The following is a 17,098-nucleotide window of genomic DNA, read 5'->3' as shown; positions in this document are numbered from 1 at the left end:
TCCAGAAATGATCGCCTGCGGGCGACCTGCTGCTTGCTAACGGAGGATCTTGCATCATGGCTCCAGCCAACCTTACGGAAAAACTGTTTAAACCTTCCTTTAAATATCCGGAAACTTCGACGCTGGTTCGTCGCGTTCATCATCATAATACGCACCCGCCGATGCACACTGCGCTGGAAGGCGACACGGTAAATTGCTGGTACAGAACCATTAACCGCCTGATGTGGATGTGGCGGGGTGTCGATCCTTTAGAAGTCGAAGAAGTGCTGTCGCGGATTGCAGTTTCCAAAGCCGAGCACAGCGATCCGCTGCTGCTGGACACCGTCATTGGCTACCGTAACGGCAACTGGGTTTACGAATGGTCAAATCAGGCGATGGCGTGGCAGCAAAAAGCCGCAGAAGAAAAAGATCCAAACCTGGCCAGCGAATACTGGCTGAAGGCGGCGAACCTTTACAGCATCGCCGGGTATCCGCATCTGAAAGGCGATACGCTGGCGGAACAGTCAGAAGTACTGGCCAATAAAGCCTTTGAGAAATCGTCAGAACATTCGCCGTATTCTCTCAAAGAGATCGAATTCAAAATTCCGGGCGGCGCGCCGATCACCGGTTTCCTGCACCTGCCGAATGAAGGCAAAGCGCCGTTCCCGACTGTCATGGTGTGCGGCGGTCTGGATACCTTGCAAAGTGACCATCAGCGTCTGTTCCGTTCTTATCTGGCGCCGATGGGCATTGCGATGCTGACCATCGACATGCCGTCGATCGGGTTCTCGTCGAAGTGGAAACTCACCCAGGACACCAGCTTCCTGCATCAGCAGGTATTGCACCAGCTTGCCGATGTTGCGTGGGTCGATGCCAGCCGTGTCAGCCTGCTCGGTTATCGTTTTGGCGCGAACGTCGCTGTGCGTCTGGCCTATCTCGAACCGCGCCGTGTGTGTGCCGTTGCCACATTGGGCGCGCTGGTGCATTCATTGCTCAGCGATCCGAAATGTCAGGAACAGGTTCCCGATATGTATATGGATGTGCTGGCGAGCCGGCTGGGGATGTCGAGCGCGTCGGATTCGGCGCTCAAGACCGAACTTAATCGATATTCTCTGAAAATGCAGGGGCTGCTGGGGCGCAGAACGCCGACGCCAATGCTGGCCGCGTACTGGGAGAACGACATATTCAGTCCGAAGGCGGAAGCCAGATTGATTGCGGATTCTTCATCTGAAGGCAAGCTATTACCGATTCAGAACGAGCCGCTTTATGAGCATTTTGACAAGGCTTTGCATGAGATTTGTGAGTGGTTGCAAAAGCATATGCGTTAACTTAATGGTTGCTAATTCCTAACGTTTTGCTAAAAAGGATCGTCTTTCTATGGAGGTTGTACTATGACGTTACCAAGCGGTCATCCTAAAAGCAGGCTAATGAAACGTTTCGGTACACTGGGACCGTACATCAGAGAAGGAAAATGCGAGAACGACCGCTTTTTCTTTGACTGCTTAGCTGTCTGTGTGAACGTGAAGCCCGCGCCGGAAAAGCGTGAGTTCTGGGGCTGGTGGATTGAGTTGCAGGCTGAAGCCGAACGTTTTACCTATGTTTATCACTTCGGTTTGTTCGATAAAGACGGCATCTGGAAAGCGCAAAACATTAAAGATGCTGAAGTGCGTGAGAAGCTTGAGACGACATTGAAAGGGTTCCACAAGAATCTCAACAAGATGATTGAAGAGATGTCCCTCAAACTGGAACCTGCTGATGATTTCAGCGAAGAACCCGTGAAGCTCTCCGCCTGACTTTCTGTACTACCCATTCCCATACTGAATGCTGCTATTATAGCGTTATGCCGGTTGGCATAACGCTTCTCCCCTGTTAAAAAAGACACAGAAGCACTTCTTATTCACACTAATGGAACGATTATGAGTGGTAGCCAGACACTGGTTGTAAAACTGGGCACCAGCGTGCTCACTGGCGGTTCACGCCGCCTCAACCGTGCTCACATTGTTGAGCTTGTCCGCCAGTGCGCGCAGCAACATGCGGCAGGGCATCGGATTGTGATTGTGACGTCGGGCGCCATTGCTGCCGGGCGTGAACATCTTGGCTACCCCGAACTCCCCGCCACCATTGCTTCCAAACAACTGCTGGCTGCTGTCGGGCAAAGCCGTTTGATCCAGCTGTGGGAGCAATTGTTCTCTATTTATGGCATCCACATTGGTCAGATGCTGCTGACGCGCGCCGACATGGAAGACCGCGAGCGATTCCTCAACGCCCGCGACACGATGCATGCGCTGCTTGATAACCATATCGTGCCGGTGATTAACGAAAACGATGCAGTGGCGACGGCGGAGATCAAAGTCGGCGATAACGACAATCTTTCCGCGCTGGCCGCAATTCTTGCCGGTGCCGATAAATTGCTGCTGCTGACCGATCAGCGCGGTCTGTTTACCGCCGATCCGCGCACCAATCCGCAGGCCGAGCTTATCCGCGAAGTCATGACAATTGATGACGAACTGCGCGGCGTGGCGGGTGACAGCGTTTCCGGACTGGGTACCGGTGGCATGGCGACCAAATTGCAGGCGGCGGATGTCGCGTGCCGTGCGGGCGTCGATACCATTATTGCCGCAGGCAACCTGCCGGGCGTGATTGGTGATGTGATTAACGGCGTGTCCGTCGGCACACGTTTCCACGCGATGGAAACCCCGCTGGAGAACCGTAAACGCTGGATCTTCGGCGCACCGCCAGCCGGTGAAATCACCATCGACGACGGCGCGGTTTCCGCCATGATGGAGCGCGGCAGTTCACTGCTGCCAAAAGGTATCCGCGAAGTGAAAGGCGATTTCTCGCGTGGCGAAGTGATCCGCATCCGCAATCTGAACGGGCGCGATCTTGCGCACGGTGTCAGCCGCTATAACAGCGATGCGATGCGCATGATTGCCGGTCATCACTCTCAGCAGATCAGCGAAATTCTCGGTTACGAATACGGCCCGGTTGCCGTGCATCGTGACGACATGATTGTCAGTTAAGGAGTTTTCCATGCTTAACGAGATGGGCAAGGCCGCGAAAGCCGCGTCCTGGCAGCTCTCCACCCTCAGCACCGCGCAGAAAAACCGTGCACTGATGCTGATGGCCGACATGCTAGAGGCCAATAGCCAGAGCATTATTCTTGCCAACGAACTCGACATGTCCGCCGCCCGCGAAAGCGGCATGAGCGAAGCGTTATTAGACCGCCTGCTGCTGACGCCCGCGCGGTTATCGGCCATTGCCAGCGACGTGCGCGATGTCTGCCGCCTGAGCGATCCGGTCGGGCAGGTGATTGACGGTTCACAGCAGGACAGCGGTCTGCGTCTCGAACGCCGCCGTGTGCCGCTCGGCGTGATCGGCGTGATTTATGAAGCGCGCCCGAACGTCACCATCGATGTCGCCAGCCTGTGCCTGAAAACCGGCAACGCTGTGATCCTGCGAGGTGGCAAAGAAACGCACCACACCAATCAGGCGACGGTTAACGTCATCCAGATGGCGCTGGAAGAGTGCGGGCTGCCGAAAGCGGCGGTTCAGGCGATTGAAAGCCCTGATCGCGCACTGGTCGCAGAACTGCTGCGTCTGGATAAATACGTCGACATGCTGATCCCACGCGGTGGCGCGGCGCTGCATAAACTGTGCCGCGAACAATCCACCATTCCGGTGATCACCGGCGGTATCGGTGTGTGTCATACATTTGTGGATGAAAGCGCAGATTTCGACAAAGCGCTGACCGTGCTGGAAAGCGCCAAAGTGCAGCGTCCGAGCGCCTGTAACAGCCTGGAAACCGTGCTTGTGCATGAAGCCATTGCCGCCCGATTCCTGCCGGAACTGAGCGACAAAATGTACCGCGCAGGTGTTACGCTGCACGCCTGCGAATCCGCAATGCCTTATCTGCAAAACGGCCCGGCGAAAGTGCTGGCAGTAACTGAAGAAGATTATTCAGATGAATGGTTGTCACTGGATCTGAACGTGACAGTCGTCGCCGATCTGGATGCCGCCGTGGCGCATATCCGCACTTACGGCACCGAACATTCCGATGCGATCCTTACGCGTTCTATCAGCAGCGCGGACAGGTTTGTACGTGAAGTGGACTCCTCGGCGGTGTACGTCAACGCCAGCACCCGTTTCACCGACGGCGGACAGTTTGGTTTAGGCGCAGAAGTGGCGGTCAGTACCCAAAAACTGCACGCCCGCGGCCCGATGGGATTAGAAGCCCTGACGACCTACAAATGGATTGGTTACGGCGATGATTTAGTCCGCCCGTAACAGTGAGCACCGGTGGATTTTTAGTCATGAAGCCGGTGCTAATCCCCTATTTTGCATAGGGTGATGAGAAAAGCAGCAAACGCACTGCAGGGGGCTTGACGGCAGCGTTATATTTCACTAATTTAGCACCCCGTAGTCCCCCGGTAACACTCAAAATGCCGACTTAGCTCAGTAGGTAGAGCAACTGACTTGTAATCAGTAGGTCACCAGTTCGATTCCGGTAGTCGGCACCATTTCTGCTTTAACTCTCGTATTATCAAACGATTAATTCATTCAAGCCCTCAGCTTTCTGTCTATTTTTTTCCCTGTTTTCTCATCAAAATACCGACTCGGCCAGATCTCTTTTGCCTCAATCCCAATCGTTTTTGCAATGATCATTTCACCTTTTGGCCACGGTCTTGCAAGCGCATTGGAAAGCGTGGATGAACTTAGTCCCGCGTCCCTCGAGACTGCTGCCATTGTTGTCCTTTTCTTTCTGATTGCCGCGATGATGTCAGCGGTATGCCAATCTTTTGAAACTGCCACGTAAGACCTCCGGATAATGGTAATTACTAAGTTATCCTTAGTGTGCTCGGCGCTTAAAAATAACACAATAGAAAACTAAGAGTAACTTAGTGAAAAGGTTGGCTCCGACATCATGTTGATCAAGAGACTCAAGGAAGCACGTTTGCGTGCAGGGCTTTCTCAATACAAGTTGGGCGTGCTTGCTGGTCTGGATGAGGCTTCATCAAGTGCGCGCATGAATCAGTATGAGAAAGGCAAGCATCAGCCAGACCAGGATACTGTCAGCCGAATAGCTAAAGTGCTGGATGTGCCTGTTGCCTATTTTTATGCCGAGGAAGACGAACTTGCTGCGCTGATTATTGAATTCCACGGGAATAGAAAGTAGTCATATTTTTCCGGGAAAGCTAATTAGCATTCAGGCGGCAGGTTATATCTCTGCCGCCTGTGAATTATCACCAATGCTATTTCTCTGCACTTTTCGCAGCAGCAATAAGTTTACCGCATAAAGCTTTATTTTCAGCCGGGCAGGACTCAGAGGACAGAATAATGATCTGCAGTTTTGCAATATCCTGCCATTTATCGATAAGCATTCTCGCGATCGCTTCTGAATTCCCTTCAGCAATACTGCCATCATCACATTGCGCGTAAGCGACGTAATTCTTTTGTATTGCTTCCCATGAGTCCAGATTATCGATAGCTAAATCAGCAGCTTCAGCATCACGTTCAGTACAACTTTTTGCATGAGTAGGGTCAGAAATGAGAGCCAGTGATAGAACAATTACGACAACTTTCATTCTATATCCATTTATTATCATGTGTTATTTTCTGCGATAGATGCGTTTTGATATCAAATTTATCTCGCTTGAAATAATTTATAAGGCTATTTGTGCCATAAATATTCAATATACATTTCACTCAATAATTAGTTAATAGTGATGAATATAAACATTGGTTTTATCTGTTTGTATGAATAAGCAGAATAACTTAATGGAATTATATATTTTGATTTGGCTCAATGTTTATGGGTTTATATTTATTGTTCGTTGTGAGTGTTTATTTAAGCTGCTTATTATACCGACTGAATTCACCTCAGCGGACGAAAAATAAATATGGAAATGCAATTCACTAATGAACTGAATCAGGAATTACTGGATGTCATTAATGCCTCTCCTTTCACTGCTGAACAGCTGGCTGAAATGGATGAAAGCGTGAGGGCTGTGGTGGAGGAACAGGCAGCATTTGAACGTCAGCAACCTGTTATTGCGATTTACCGGCTGGCGGTTTCGGGCAGCGGAGCGTAACGGATGGGGTATCGTTCAAATTGTTATGGTCGCGGGCAGGCGCTGCACGGTGATAAAACCACGACGGGCGCGGTGTGCATCACCTCACTGCCGAATGCCACAGAGCACGGACTTGGCGTGATCCGCATCGGGGATGTCACAACCAACTGCCCGAAATGTGGTCGTCGCGGAAAAATCACCAGCGGAGAGCCGCATTGCATCTATGACGGGCTTGCTTCTGCCGTGGATGGTTCGCAGGTTTTATGCGGTTGCCCGCCGGGGACGAACCGGGTTATCGCGCCAGCCGGACAATGGATGGGGAGAGGTAAATCACCTTCCGAACAGGCGCGTGAAAAGTGGGAAGCAGAGCGTGCCGCGATATTACGGGTTCAGACTGAGAAAGAAGCGGCAGAACAGGCCAGACGTTCGATGCCGGTGTTTGCGAAATCCGCGGAATGTGGCGCAGGAAATACCGAAGCACGAACCTGTGAGGAGCAACATCATAACTTCGGGCGGATATCTTACGGTGTGCCGACGCCGGTCGCTGGCATAAAGCCCGAAATTGAGCAGCATGCGCAGGCAGCGAAGCGCAAGAAACCAGCCGGTGATAAAACGCCGTGGTACAAAAAGTTTTTTGGCGCGAAGGTTGATACGCCCGCGCAGTCTGGCATGCCGCTGGCTATCCCTGTGGCAACAGGGGGCGGCACTGAGCTCATTGCGGCGGGCATGAATGCACTGCGCGGCGTGACGTCGCTCCGCTCTGGCAGCCTGTTCGTGAATCCGGTAGCCGTGGGTGTCATCGGAACTTTTTATTCGAACAAGCTGAACGCCGGTGAGGAGGATATTTTAAGCGACAGCCAGCTTGCGGCGCTGGCCGGAAAATCTGCCCCGACGCGGATCCGCTTTCAGTGGATGAAGGATAAATATGGCCGGTTAATACCGGTGGCTTATCACACCGGCGCTGACAGCGGACAGGATCAGGTTCGTGTGCGCGCCATGCGGAGGAACACGTTCACGGGTAATTATGAGTTCTGGGTGGATGGCGCGGAAAAGCCCACCATCATCTGGACGCCAGACGAGCTGGAGTTTAAAGCGCCCACTAATACCGGTAATCGTGATGAGCCGTATTTACCTTCGACCATCACCGTATTACCGTTACCCGGCGCGGAAGAAATTGGCAGCACCTCAACCTCGCTGCCGATCCCGGATGAATCCTCATTTGATGATTACATCCTGGTCAATCTGCCGCATGGTACGCCGCCGATTTATATTTATCTGAGTAATGACCACAAATACCATGTGGCACCAAGAGGAAATCCTCCCTTGCCAGCATTTCCTGATGCTAAGAAAGCAGTAAGTAAGACCCTAATCAAGGGCGGAGGAAAGTTCCGGTATCGTTGGAAAGACTCAAAAAAGACGATCTACGAATGGGATTCTCAACATGGAACTGTCGAAGTTTATGATAAAAGCGGGCGTAATCATTTAGGTGAATTTGATCCCGTAACCGGCAAACAAACCAAACCTGCAGATCCATCAAGAAAGGTAGAAAAATAATGATTATTTACACTATAGATTTGTTTGATAAGCAAACAGAAGACTTGATTTTAGAGGTAAATATTCCCAAAAAAAATCTGGACCCTATTTCAAAAATAATGGGTTGGGATGAAGAGGATAAAATGGATTTCATTAATGGCGTTGCGGTGTTTAACGTGAATAAGGTGCAAGCTACATCCCTCGGTATACTATTTGAAACAATATTTGATACTGATAATTACATTATTCAGATGTCTGCAGGTGAAGACAATGACAGATGATTATCCTTGCCCATGTTGTGGTGAAAAAGTATTCGAAGCCAGGTGAGCATGACATCTGTCCCAACTGTAATTGGGAAGATGACCTTTTCAGTCTAAAAATCCTGACAGCCGTGGTGGAGCGAAAAAAAATGAGTTTGAATGAAGCTAAAGAGGCTTTTAAACAAGGTAAATGACTATCAGTTGGTTTTCAAAAGAACAGATAGTCAATAAGTGGTGAATGCTGTTGCCTTTAGTAACCCCCAAAATTCCCCCCATGCCCGCAGCACCTTCCTGCGGGCATAGATCTTTCTCTCTGACGAACTCACTCAATCTCCGGCAGTCCCTCAATCAGTTTATCCAGTGTCACCGGATAATCGCGCACCCTGATGCCTGTGGCGTTATAAATGGCATTGGCGATGGCGGCGCTGACGCCACACAGGCCCAGTTCGCCGACGCCTTTGGCTTTCATGGGGGAAGAAACCGGGTCTGTGTCGTCGAGGAAAATCACTTCCTGATCAGGGATGTCGGCGTGAACCGGCACTTCATAGGCTGCAAGATCGTGATTCACGAAGTATCCCAACTCTTTATCAATATTCAGCTCTTCCGTCAGGGCCGCGCCGACGCCCATGGTCATCGCGCCGATCACCTGGCTGCGTGCCGTTTTCGGGTTAAGTATCCGGCCTGCAGCGCAGACCGCCAGCATGCGGCGGACACGGGTTTCGCCGGTGGCGATATCCACGCCGACTTCCACGAAATGCGCAGCGAAGGTCGATTGCTGGAACGTCTTGTCCAGCCCACCGAACTCGATGGTGTCTTCCACGGTGAGGGTTCCGCTGGCTGCGGCTTTGGCGAGCGGGGCGGTGCGCTCGCCCTGACAAATCAGTTCATCGGTAAACACGGCGTCATCCGCATTAAACCCGAGCTTTTCAGCGACAGCTTCGCGCAGTTTCACGCAGGCGGCGTACACCCCGGCGGTAGACGTATTCGCACCCCACTGGCCGCCGGAACCGGCAGACACCGGGAAGTCGGAATCACCCAAACGCACGACCACTTTTTCCAGCGGAACGCCCATCATCTCGGCGGCGGTCTGGGCGATGATGGTGTAACTGCCGGTGCCGATATCGGTCATATCGGTCTCCACCGTCACGATGCCCTGCGCGTCGAGATGCACCCGCGCACCGGATTTATCCAGCAGATTGTTACGAAAACCCGCCGCGACACCCATACCGATCAGCCAGCGTCCGTCGCGAACCTGTGCCGGTGTGGTATGACGCCGGTGCCAGCCGAATTTATCTGAGCCGGTACGCAGGCACTCGATCAACTGACGGCGTGAAAAGAAACGCTCGGTATTGAGCGGATCGACCTGCGTATCGTTCAGAATACGAAACTCCACCGGATCAACGCCGGCTTTCTCCGCCACTTCGTCGATAGCGATTTCCAGTGCCATCAGACCAGGCGCTTCGCCGGGAGCGCGCATGGCGTTGCCTTCGGGCAGATCCAGCTGTGCCAGCCGTAACCCGGTCAGCCGGTTTTTGCCCGCATAAAGCAGTTCACTCTGCTGCACGGCTGTCTCCGGTGTACCACCGGGCAGGTTGCCCGACCAGCTTTCATGCGCGATGGCAGTGATGCGGCCTTTTTCATCCGTGCCGATGCGGATGTGCTGAATAGTGGCCGGACGGTGCGTGGTGTTATTAGGGATCAGCGGTCGTGGCAACATCACTTTCACCGGCCTGTTCGCGGCACGCGCCGCCAGTGCTGCCAGCACAGCATCGCTGCGCAGGAACAGTTTGCCGCCGAAACCACCGCCGATGTAAGGCGAAATCACCCGCATCTTCTCTTCGGGAATATTCAGCGTTTTGGCAAGTTCACTGCGACACCAGGCGATCATCTGGTTCGAGGTGCGCAGGATCAGCTTGTCGCCTTCCCAGACGGCCAGTGAGGCGTGCGGTTCCATCGCCATATGGCTCTGATCCGGCGTCGTATAAATGGCGTCATGCTGCACCGGCGAGGCGGCGAAGGCGCTGTCGAAATCACCGGCGGTTTTGTCCGGCGTATCTTCCAGCGGCGTGGTGACGGCAGGCTTTTGCTCTGCCAGGCTGTACGCACCTTGTTCACGCTGGTAATCAACGTTGATGAGTGACGCGGCGGCGCGTGCCTGCTCGAAGGTCTCTGCCACAACCACGGCAATCGCCTGATGGTAGTGCTCAATCTGCGGGCCGCCCAGCAGCGTGGCGGCATTCATGTCGCCTTTGCCGAGCTTACCGGCGTTGGCCGCCGTGACGATCGCCAGCACGCCGGGTGCGTGTTCTGCGTCATGCAGATCCATCGAGATGATACGGCCTTTGGCAATGGCGGCACCAAGGACATAACCATAGGCTGCGCCCGGCACTTCATCCTGCCATTCGTAGGCGTAGGGCGCGGTGCCGGTGGTTTTTAGCGGACCGTCGATGCGGTCATGCGCACGACCGACCACTTTCATCTGGTCGATCGGGTTGTCAGTTGCAGGCGTGTCGAATTTCATTTGTTATGCCCTCGCTTCAGTCAGCACGGAGGCGAGCGTTCGCTTCGCCAGTATCAGCTTGAACGCATTCTCAGGCGTCGGTTGCGCAGCGGCGAACAACCGCGCGTAAACCTCTCCCGCACCGTTCGCCACCTGTGCATCAGCTTCTGCCAGCCTCCAGGGTTTATGCGCCACGCCGCCGAGTGCGACACGACCGGTGCCGTCGGGCTGTACGATGGCAGCAACGGACACCAGCGCAAAAGCGTAAGAGGCGCGGTCACGGACTTTGCGGTAAACATGCGTGCCTCCCGCAGGGGGCGGCAGGATAACGGCGGTGATCAGTTCACCTGTGGCCAGCACGGTTTCCAGATGTGGCGTATCGCCCGGTGCAAGGTAGAAGTCGGCCAGCGGAATGCGGCGTACTGCGCCGTCAGGGTTGATGGTTTCGACTACGGCATCGAGCAATTGCATCGCGACAGCCATGTCGCTCGGGTGTGTGGCGATGCAGGCCGCGCTTGCGCCGACGACGGCATGCTGGCGACTGAAGCCCCTGATGGCCGCACAACCACTGCCGGGCTGGCGTTTATTGCACGGCTGGTTGGTATCGTAAAAATACGGGCAGCGGGTACGCTGGAGCAGGTTACCGGCGGTAGTCGCCTGATTGCGTAACTGGCCGGAGGCTCCCGCCAGCAGCGCCCGCGACAGCACGGCATAGTCGCGGCGGATGCGCAAATCAGCGGCCAGATCGGTATTACGTACCAGCGCGCCAATGCGCAAGCCGCCGTTGCCGTCGGGTTCAATGGTATCGAGCGCCAGACCGTTGACGTCAATCAGATGGGAAGGTTGCTCGATCTCAAGTTTCATCAGATCCAGCAGGTTGGTGCCGCCCGCAATAAATTTTGCACCGGGATGTTGCAAGGCACTGCTGGCAGCGTCGGCGGGCGTCTTGACCCGTTCATAGGTAAAAGCCTTCATGGTTTTTGCCCTCCGGCGACGTCTTCAATCGCGGCAAGAATGTTGGAATACGCGCCGCAGCGGCAGATATTGCCGCTCATGCGTTCGCGGATTTCTTCTGCGGTACGCGGTGGAGGGGAAACCAGATCCAGCGTGACGTGGCTGGGAATGCCGCTTTCGATTTCCTGTAACACGGCGACTGAGGAGCAGATCTGCCCCGGCGTGCAGTAACCGCACTGGTAGCCGTCGTGTCTGATAAATGCGGCCTGCATCGGATGCAGGTTGTCAGGCGTGCCAAGACCTTCAATAGTGGTGACGTCGGCGTCCTGATGCATCACTGCCAATGTCAGGCAGGAGTTGATACGGCGGCCATCGACGATAACGGTACAGGCACCGCACTGACCGTGATCGCACCCTTTTTTAGTGCCGGTCAGTTGCAGGTTTTCGCGCAAGGCGTCCAGCAGGGTGGTGCGTGTATCCACGACCAGTTGGCGGATCTGGCCGTTCACTTTCATTTTAAGATGGGACTGATGTGTTTCATTGTCATGGTTGCTCATGCCAGACCTCCGGTATTACAAAATTTGAATCCAAAAAGGGGGGTGACTTCGCGGGTGCCTTTGCGGCATTTTTTTATCACGAAGCCTTAAGCATAGTCGGCGATGGCGTTGGGATTAATCCTGAAGTCCGGCTTCTTCAGTTTATTCCACTTTCAGTCCTGCTTTTTTCCCTTCACCGGCTTCGTCAGTTCCCGCGCATAACGGATGAAATCCGCCAGTGCTTTGTTTTTCAGATGCCGCTGCCAGCTGAGCGTCAGCGTGGTGGTCGCACCGGGATCGGTCAGGAAGCAGTAATTCACATCGGGGATCATCACTGATCGCTGGGTTTCCGGGACTAACGTCACGCCCATGCCCATCGATACCAGCCCGATAGCCACCGACACATCGCGTGTAAACTGAATTTTCTGCGGCACAAATCCGGCCTGCTGGCAGGCGTTAAGTGCCGACCAGCCGAGGCCGACACCCGGCGGATCTTTCTGGATAAGAAACGGAGAGTCCGACAGCGAGGATAGGTCGATTTTTTGTCCTGAACAGGCCGGATGGTCGCGGGGCAGTACGGCGATCAGCGGACGGGTAGCAACGTCGAGATATTCCAGCTCAGGGAACTGCGGCACAGGTGAACGCACCAGCGCGATATCCAGCTGATAATTGAGCAAAAGTGTTAGCTGCTCGTGAACGTTATGTTCTTCAATGACGATATCAATATCGGGTTTATGTTTGCGATAACCATTAATTAACAGCGCCAGTGCCGGATCCAGAATCGACGATCCGACATAACCCAGTTTGAGTTGTCCTTTATGTCCAAGCCGCAAACTGCGGGCGTTCTCAAGGAATTTCTCGTAGTGGGTGATGGCGATGCGCGCTTCTTCTACCAGTTGCTGCCCCTCGAAGGTCAGCGCTACATGGCGCTTATCACGGGTGAAAAGGGGGATCCCCAGAGACTGTTCCAGTGCCTTTATTTGCTGGCTTAATGCGGGCTGGGCGATGTTGAGTTGCAGCGCAGCTTTACCAAAATGCAGTACTTCCGCCAGCACCACAAACGAGTGTAATTGTCGGTAATCCATATGTCCTCCGGTGCATTTTCCTCATAATAATCCCTTATTAAAAAGCCGCGTATTGTTATTGGACTCTTATCACCCATTCTTTGCAAACTGGCGGGGTAGCGGCGATGAACAGCAGGCCGCTGTATCCTCAATGACATGAATTAAAGGGGCATGAGATGTCTGAAGAAAAAACAAAAGTGACTGATCTTCGTTCCGCGCTGGAGGTGTTGAGCCAGTACGACGACGAACTGATCTACACCGATGAACCTGTAGACCCGATTGCGGAGTTATCCGGTGTATACCGCTACGTTGGCGCACACGGCACCGTAAAACGTCCGACTCAGGTGGGGCCGGCGATGATCTTTAATAAGGTCAAAGGGTATAACGACATGCGGGTGCTGATTGGCCTGCTGTCTTCGCGCAAACGTGTGGCGCGTCTGTTTGGCACCACGCCGGAAAATCTGGCGTTTATGCTGAAAGATTCCGTATCGAATCCCATTCCGCCGATTGTTATTCCGCGTGAAAAAGCGGTCTGTCAGGAAGTGGTTCATCTGGCGACCGATCCGGATTTCGACATTCTGAAAATTTTGCCAGCACCGACCAATACGCCGGAAGATGCGGGCCCGTATTTTACCCTCGGCATGTGCTACGCCGCTGATCCTGAAACCGGCGAGCATGACGTCACTATTCACCGCCTGTGCGTGCAGAGCAAAGATGAAATCTCCATGTATTTTGTGCCTGGCCGCCATCTGGATGTGTTCCGTCAAAAAGCCGAAGCCGCAGGCAAAGCGCTGCCCATCACCATCAGCATCGGCGTTGATCCGGCGATTGAAATCGGTGCGTGTTTTGAGCCGCCAACTACGCCGCTGGGCTTTGACGAGCTGTCGATCGCAGGCAGCCTGCGTAATCAGGCCGTGGAACTGGTGGATGCTCTGACTGTCAATGCGCGCGGTATTGCCAACGCCGAAGTGGTCATCGAAGGTGAACTGGTGCCGAACTACCGTGTTCGCGAAGATCAGAACACCAATACCGGTAAAGCGATGCCTGAATTTCCGGGTTATACCGGTGCGGCACAGGCCGAAGTGCCGGTGATTAAAGTGAAAGCCATTACCCACCGCCGCCATCCGATCCTGCAAACCTGTATTGGCCCGAGCGATGAACACACCAATATGGCCGGTATCCCGACCGAAGCCAGTATTTTGCAAATGGTAGAACGTGCGCTGCCGGGCTTTGTGCAGAACGTTCACTGCCCGTCACCGGGTACCGGTAAATACCTCGCGGTATTGCAGGTGAAAAAACGCTTTACGGCGGATGAAGGTCGTCAGCGTCAGGCGGCATTGCTGGCATTTGCTGCCTTCTCTGAGCTGAAACATGTGATGCTGGTGGATGAAGACGTTGATATTTTCGATCTCAACGACGTGATCTGGGCGATGACCACACGCTATCAGGGCGACGTCAGCACGGTCTTTATTCCCGGTGTGCGCTGCCATCCGCTTGATCCGTCTTCCGATCCGGCCTTCAGCCCGTCGATACGTGACCACGGTATTGCCTGCAAAACCATTTTCGACTGCACAGTACCTTACAACCTGAAAGCGAATTTCCAGCGCAGCGAGTTCCTTGACGTGGATGTGAACCGCTTTATTCCAGGCTTTAATAAAAAATAAGAAGGCAACGGCGGAACTATGAAGTTAATGACCAGGAGTAATAACTCATGATTATCGGACCTTATATCAACGGTTCCGCCGTATTGCTTGGCGGGATTGTCGGCGCGTTACTCAGTCACCGGCTGCCGGAACGTCTGCGGACGTCGATGCCGCTGATTTTCGGTGCGGCCTCGATGTGTATGGGCGTCGTGCTGGTAGTTAAAGTCAGCCACATGCCGGTGATGGTGCTGTCAGTTATCCTCGGTGCGCTGCTGGGCGAACTCTGTTATCTGGAGAAGGGCATCGGCAAGCTGGGCAGTAAAGCGCGCAGTCTGGTGGAGGTTTTTGTGAAATCCGATCCGGGTGATCAGGCGTCTCAGGAACAGTTTTTGCAAAGCTACGTGGCGATTATCGTGCTGTTTTGCGCCAGCGGTACCGGGATTTTCGGTTCCATGCATGAGGGCATGACCGGTGATACCAGCGTGCTAATCGCCAAATCGTTCCTCGATTTGTTCACCGCCGCTATTTTTGCCACCACACTCGGTTTCGCCGTGGCGGTGGTCGCGGTGCCGCAGCTCATCATCCAGTTGCTGCTGGCGTACGGCGCAGTATTTATTCTGCCGCTGACCACGCCGGAAATGCAGGCGGATTTCTCCGCCGTCGGCGGTGTATTGATGTTCGCCACCGGTTTCCGTATTTGCGGCATCAAAATCTTCCCGGTCGCCAATATGCTGCCGGCGCTGATCCTTGCCATGCCAATATCAAGCTTATGGGTTCATTTCTTCTGATTCAGACCATTTCCGCTATCACCCGCCACTCAGCTTCTCCCGGCAGAGGCGGCGGTTGCCGCCTTCTTCGTGTTTGCGAACCGTGGCGAAAACGACATTGTCCTGAAAGCTGAACGCCTGATAAACGAAGCCAAAACAGCACGCCTTTTAAGAATGTGGGAGTAGAAAACTGAACGCGGCGGGGAATAGAATCCTCCGTCGCTTATTCTTTTTATGAAGGCTCGTTATGAAAAAACTCTTTCTTATCATTATGGTTTCAGCACTGGCAGGTTGTGTCAGTGAGCACCCTAAACCGCAAAAACATCAGACCGGGATGGCGAATCCGGCGGCTGTCTATTGCCATGAGAGAGGCGGCAGATCGGTGAGTGTGCAAACGCCGCACGGTGTCCGTGCCGACTGTGTATTCGCGGATGGCCGGGGTATCGATGAATGGGAACTGTACCGCAGGGATCACGGATAATAATTAACGTGCCAGGCACAGGCAAACAACCCGATTTCACGTTTATCTGTTCACGACGGGATGTGATACTTTGAACCCATTAGCGTGCCGGTGAGAGCAACTCATCGCTTTGGATTCAGAACAGCACAGAGGGTTTATGGCGGTCATTTCCCAACACATTATTGAGCAGGCAAAACACTGGCGCAGGGACTTTCATATGCGCCCGGAACTGGGGCTGAATGAACATGGCACCGCAAAAATAATCAGTGAGCTGTTGCTGTCATTTGGTCTTGAAGTTCACACCGGAATTGCGGAAACCGGCGTTATCGCCACGTTGCGAAACGGCGAAGGGCCGTCCATTGGCTTGCGCGCAGATATCGATGCCTTGCCTATTCATGAACTGAATGACTTCGCTCACCAGTCGCAAAATCCGGGGCTGATGCACGCCTGCGGTCACGACGGGCATACGTCGATTTTGCTGGGTCTGGCAAAACATCTTAGTGAGAACCGCCAATTTCGCGGCACGGTGCATTTCATCTTCCAGCCTGCTGAAGAGAATTTTGGTGGCGGTGAAATGATGGTGAAAGAAGGGCTGTTTGAACGCTTCCCGATGCAGGCGGTTTACGCGCTGCATAACTGGCCGGGCTTGCCGGTCGGCGAAGTAGCGGTCAGTCAGGGGCCGATGATGGCGTCGCAGGACAATTTCTATATCACCCTCACCGGAAAGGGCTGCCACGCGGCGATGCCTGAACTCGGTGCCGATCCGGTGGTGGCTGGCGCGCAACTGATTTTATCTCTGCAAAGCCTGATTTCACGCCGTCTGTCGCCGCTGGAACAAACGGTGATCAGCCTGACCCAGCTTCAGGCCGGTGAAGCCATCAACGTGATCCCGGAAACGCTGCAAATGTCGGGAACACTGCGTTGCCTGAGCAGTAAAACCCGTGAAACCTGCTGGCAGCTGATTGAGGAATACGTCAAAGCGGTGCCGCAGCCGTTTGGTGTGAAAGGGGAAGTGCGCTGGGAATATGGCTATCCGGTGACGCAAAATCATGCGGCGCAGGCGGATATTGTGCGTGTCGCGGCAGAGAACACGCCGGGCATTCAGAAAGTGCATTTCAACAATGCGCCGTCGATGGCTGCCGAAGACTTTGCCTATTTACTCGAAGCCTGTCCGGGCGCGTACTTCTGGTTAGGTGCCGATGGCGCTACGCCGTCAGCGTCTTTGCACAGCCCGCGTTATGACTTTAATGACGATATTATTCCGCTGGGTATCGGCGTGCTGACGACGTTGGTTGAGCGTGAACTGAAAGCATAACGCCCGCGCCGCGCATACA

19 protein-coding genes and 1 tRNA gene are annotated in these 17,098 nt (G+C 53.9%); 14 read left to right on the top strand and 6 right to left on the bottom strand.

All coding sequences use genetic code 11. From position 1 onward, the window contains the following. Positions 1-56: 56 nt before the first annotated feature. The 5 genes from frsA to ACJY2G_RS02825 all read left to right on the top strand — a co-directional run bounded on the left by frsA (position 57) and on the right by ACJY2G_RS02825 (position 4,496). Entirely contained in the window at positions 57-1,307 is a 1,251-nt protein-coding gene (frsA, locus tag ACJY2G_RS02845) for an esterase FrsA (protein ID WP_112290916.1), read from the top strand. Between the two features lie 63 nt (positions 1,308-1,370). Further along, positions 1,371-1,772: a sigma factor-binding protein Crl gene (gene crl, locus ACJY2G_RS02840; protein WP_112290914.1), complete on the top strand. Its 402-nt coding sequence runs from the start codon at positions 1,371-1,373 to the stop codon at positions 1,770-1,772. Between the two features lie 123 nt (positions 1,773-1,895). Beyond that, positions 1,896-2,999 carry a glutamate 5-kinase gene (gene proB / locus ACJY2G_RS02835; RefSeq protein WP_112290913.1) on the top strand — a complete coding sequence of 368 codons (1,104 nt, stop codon included), beginning with the start codon at positions 1,896-1,898 and terminating at the stop codon, positions 2,997-2,999. A 10-nt stretch (positions 3,000-3,009) separates the two neighbouring features. Continuing rightward, positions 3,010-4,263, top strand: coding sequence for a glutamate-5-semialdehyde dehydrogenase (locus tag ACJY2G_RS02830; RefSeq protein ID WP_430320280.1), 1,254 nt, complete (start codon positions 3,010-3,012; stop codon positions 4,261-4,263). Positions 4,264-4,420: 157 nt separating this feature from the next. Beyond that, positions 4,421-4,496: transfer RNA gene (locus tag ACJY2G_RS02825), tRNA-Thr, on the top strand. A 40-nt stretch (positions 4,497-4,536) separates the two neighbouring features. On the opposite strand, the gene ACJY2G_RS02820 is transcribed toward ACJY2G_RS02825, so the two are convergent. Further along, positions 4,537-4,788 carry a helix-turn-helix domain-containing protein gene (locus tag ACJY2G_RS02820; protein ID WP_430320281.1) on the bottom strand — a complete coding sequence of 84 codons (252 nt, stop codon included), beginning with the start codon at positions 4,786-4,788 and terminating at the stop codon, positions 4,537-4,539. Positions 4,789-4,900: 112 nt separating this feature from the next. Between ACJY2G_RS02820 and ACJY2G_RS02815 the strand changes: the two genes are divergently transcribed. Next, on the top strand, positions 4,901-5,152 hold the full coding sequence (locus tag ACJY2G_RS02815; protein ID WP_159282602.1) for a helix-turn-helix domain-containing protein: 252 nt from the start codon (positions 4,901-4,903) through the stop codon (positions 5,150-5,152). Positions 5,153-5,228: 76 nt separating this feature from the next. On the opposite strand, the gene ACJY2G_RS02810 is transcribed toward ACJY2G_RS02815, so the two are convergent. Next, the gene (locus ACJY2G_RS02810; protein ID WP_430320283.1) at positions 5,229-5,561 is read right to left on the bottom strand and encodes a hypothetical protein; all 333 of its coding nucleotides are present in this window, start codon (positions 5,559-5,561) and stop codon (positions 5,229-5,231) included. 315 nt (positions 5,562-5,876) lie between these two features. Here ACJY2G_RS02810 and ACJY2G_RS02805 point away from each other — a divergent pair, with 315 nt between their 5' ends. The 4 genes from ACJY2G_RS02805 to ACJY2G_RS02790 are packed head-to-tail and all read left to right on the top strand — an operon-like array spanning position 5,877 to position 8,034. Continuing rightward, a complete protein-coding gene (locus tag ACJY2G_RS02805) occupies positions 5,877-6,068 on the top strand; it encodes a hypothetical protein (RefSeq protein WP_430320284.1) in 192 nt (63 codons plus the stop codon). Between the two features lie 3 nt (positions 6,069-6,071). Then, complete coding sequence (locus tag ACJY2G_RS02800; protein ID WP_430320285.1) at positions 6,072-7,601, top strand: colicin E3/pyocin S6 family cytotoxin; 1,530 nt, start codon at positions 6,072-6,074, stop codon at positions 7,599-7,601. Next, positions 7,601-7,861 carry a DUF7683 domain-containing protein gene (locus ACJY2G_RS02795; RefSeq protein WP_430320286.1) on the top strand — a complete coding sequence of 87 codons (261 nt, stop codon included), beginning with the start codon at positions 7,601-7,603 and terminating at the stop codon, positions 7,859-7,861. The genes ACJY2G_RS02800 and ACJY2G_RS02795 overlap by 1 nt, the downstream gene beginning before the upstream one ends. After that, positions 7,858-8,034: a CPCC family cysteine-rich protein gene (locus tag ACJY2G_RS02790; RefSeq protein ID WP_430320287.1), complete on the top strand. Its 177-nt coding sequence runs from the start codon at positions 7,858-7,860 to the stop codon at positions 8,032-8,034. Before ACJY2G_RS02795 ends, ACJY2G_RS02790 begins: the two co-directional genes overlap by 4 nt. Before the next feature lie 128 nt (positions 8,035-8,162). Here the strand turns inward: ACJY2G_RS02790 and paoC are convergent, their stop codons facing one another. The 4 genes from paoC to ACJY2G_RS02770 all read right to left on the bottom strand — a co-directional run bounded on the left by paoC (position 8,163) and on the right by ACJY2G_RS02770 (position 12,915). Further along, the gene (gene paoC, locus ACJY2G_RS02785) at positions 8,163-10,361 is read right to left on the bottom strand and encodes an aldehyde oxidoreductase molybdenum-binding subunit PaoC (protein ID WP_439291174.1); all 2,199 of its coding nucleotides are present in this window, start codon (positions 10,359-10,361) and stop codon (positions 8,163-8,165) included. Between the two features lie 3 nt (positions 10,362-10,364). Beyond that, on the bottom strand, positions 10,365-11,315 hold the full coding sequence (locus ACJY2G_RS02780) for an FAD binding domain-containing protein (protein ID WP_430320289.1): 951 nt from the start codon (positions 11,313-11,315) through the stop codon (positions 10,365-10,367). Then, a complete protein-coding gene (paoA, locus tag ACJY2G_RS02775) occupies positions 11,312-11,851 on the bottom strand; it encodes an aldehyde dehydrogenase iron-sulfur subunit PaoA (protein ID WP_112290901.1) in 540 nt (179 codons plus the stop codon). The genes ACJY2G_RS02780 and paoA overlap by 4 nt, the downstream gene beginning before the upstream one ends. A gap of 152 nt (positions 11,852-12,003) precedes the next feature. Next, the gene (locus ACJY2G_RS02770; protein ID WP_113877982.1) at positions 12,004-12,915 is read right to left on the bottom strand and encodes a LysR substrate-binding domain-containing protein; all 912 of its coding nucleotides are present in this window, start codon (positions 12,913-12,915) and stop codon (positions 12,004-12,006) included. Between the two features lie 155 nt (positions 12,916-13,070). On the opposite strand from ACJY2G_RS02770, the gene ACJY2G_RS02765 reads away from it, so the two are divergent. From ACJY2G_RS02765 to ACJY2G_RS02750, 4 genes are all read left to right on the top strand, one after another. Further along, positions 13,071-14,558, top strand: a complete 1,488-nt coding sequence (locus ACJY2G_RS02765) for a UbiD family decarboxylase (RefSeq protein ID WP_430320290.1) — start codon at positions 13,071-13,073, stop codon at positions 14,556-14,558. Between the two features lie 47 nt (positions 14,559-14,605). After that, positions 14,606-15,325, top strand: coding sequence for a DUF554 domain-containing protein (locus tag ACJY2G_RS02760; RefSeq protein WP_113877984.1), 720 nt, complete (start codon positions 14,606-14,608; stop codon positions 15,323-15,325). A gap of 226 nt (positions 15,326-15,551) precedes the next feature. After that, entirely contained in the window at positions 15,552-15,785 is a 234-nt protein-coding gene (locus tag ACJY2G_RS02755; RefSeq protein WP_120163181.1) for a putative hemolysin, read from the top strand. 136 nt (positions 15,786-15,921) lie between these two features. Further along, complete coding sequence (locus tag ACJY2G_RS02750) at positions 15,922-17,079, top strand: M20 aminoacylase family protein (protein ID WP_439291170.1); 1,158 nt, start codon at positions 15,922-15,924, stop codon at positions 17,077-17,079. Positions 17,080-17,098: the final 19 nt, after the last annotated feature.

Origin of the sequence: Rahnella sp. ATs2, assembly GCF_051851855.1 — a bacterium.
Taxonomy (GTDB): domain Bacteria; phylum Pseudomonadota; class Gammaproteobacteria; order Enterobacterales; family Enterobacteriaceae; genus Rahnella; species Rahnella variigena.
This window is presented reverse-complemented; position numbering and strand designations above follow the sequence as displayed.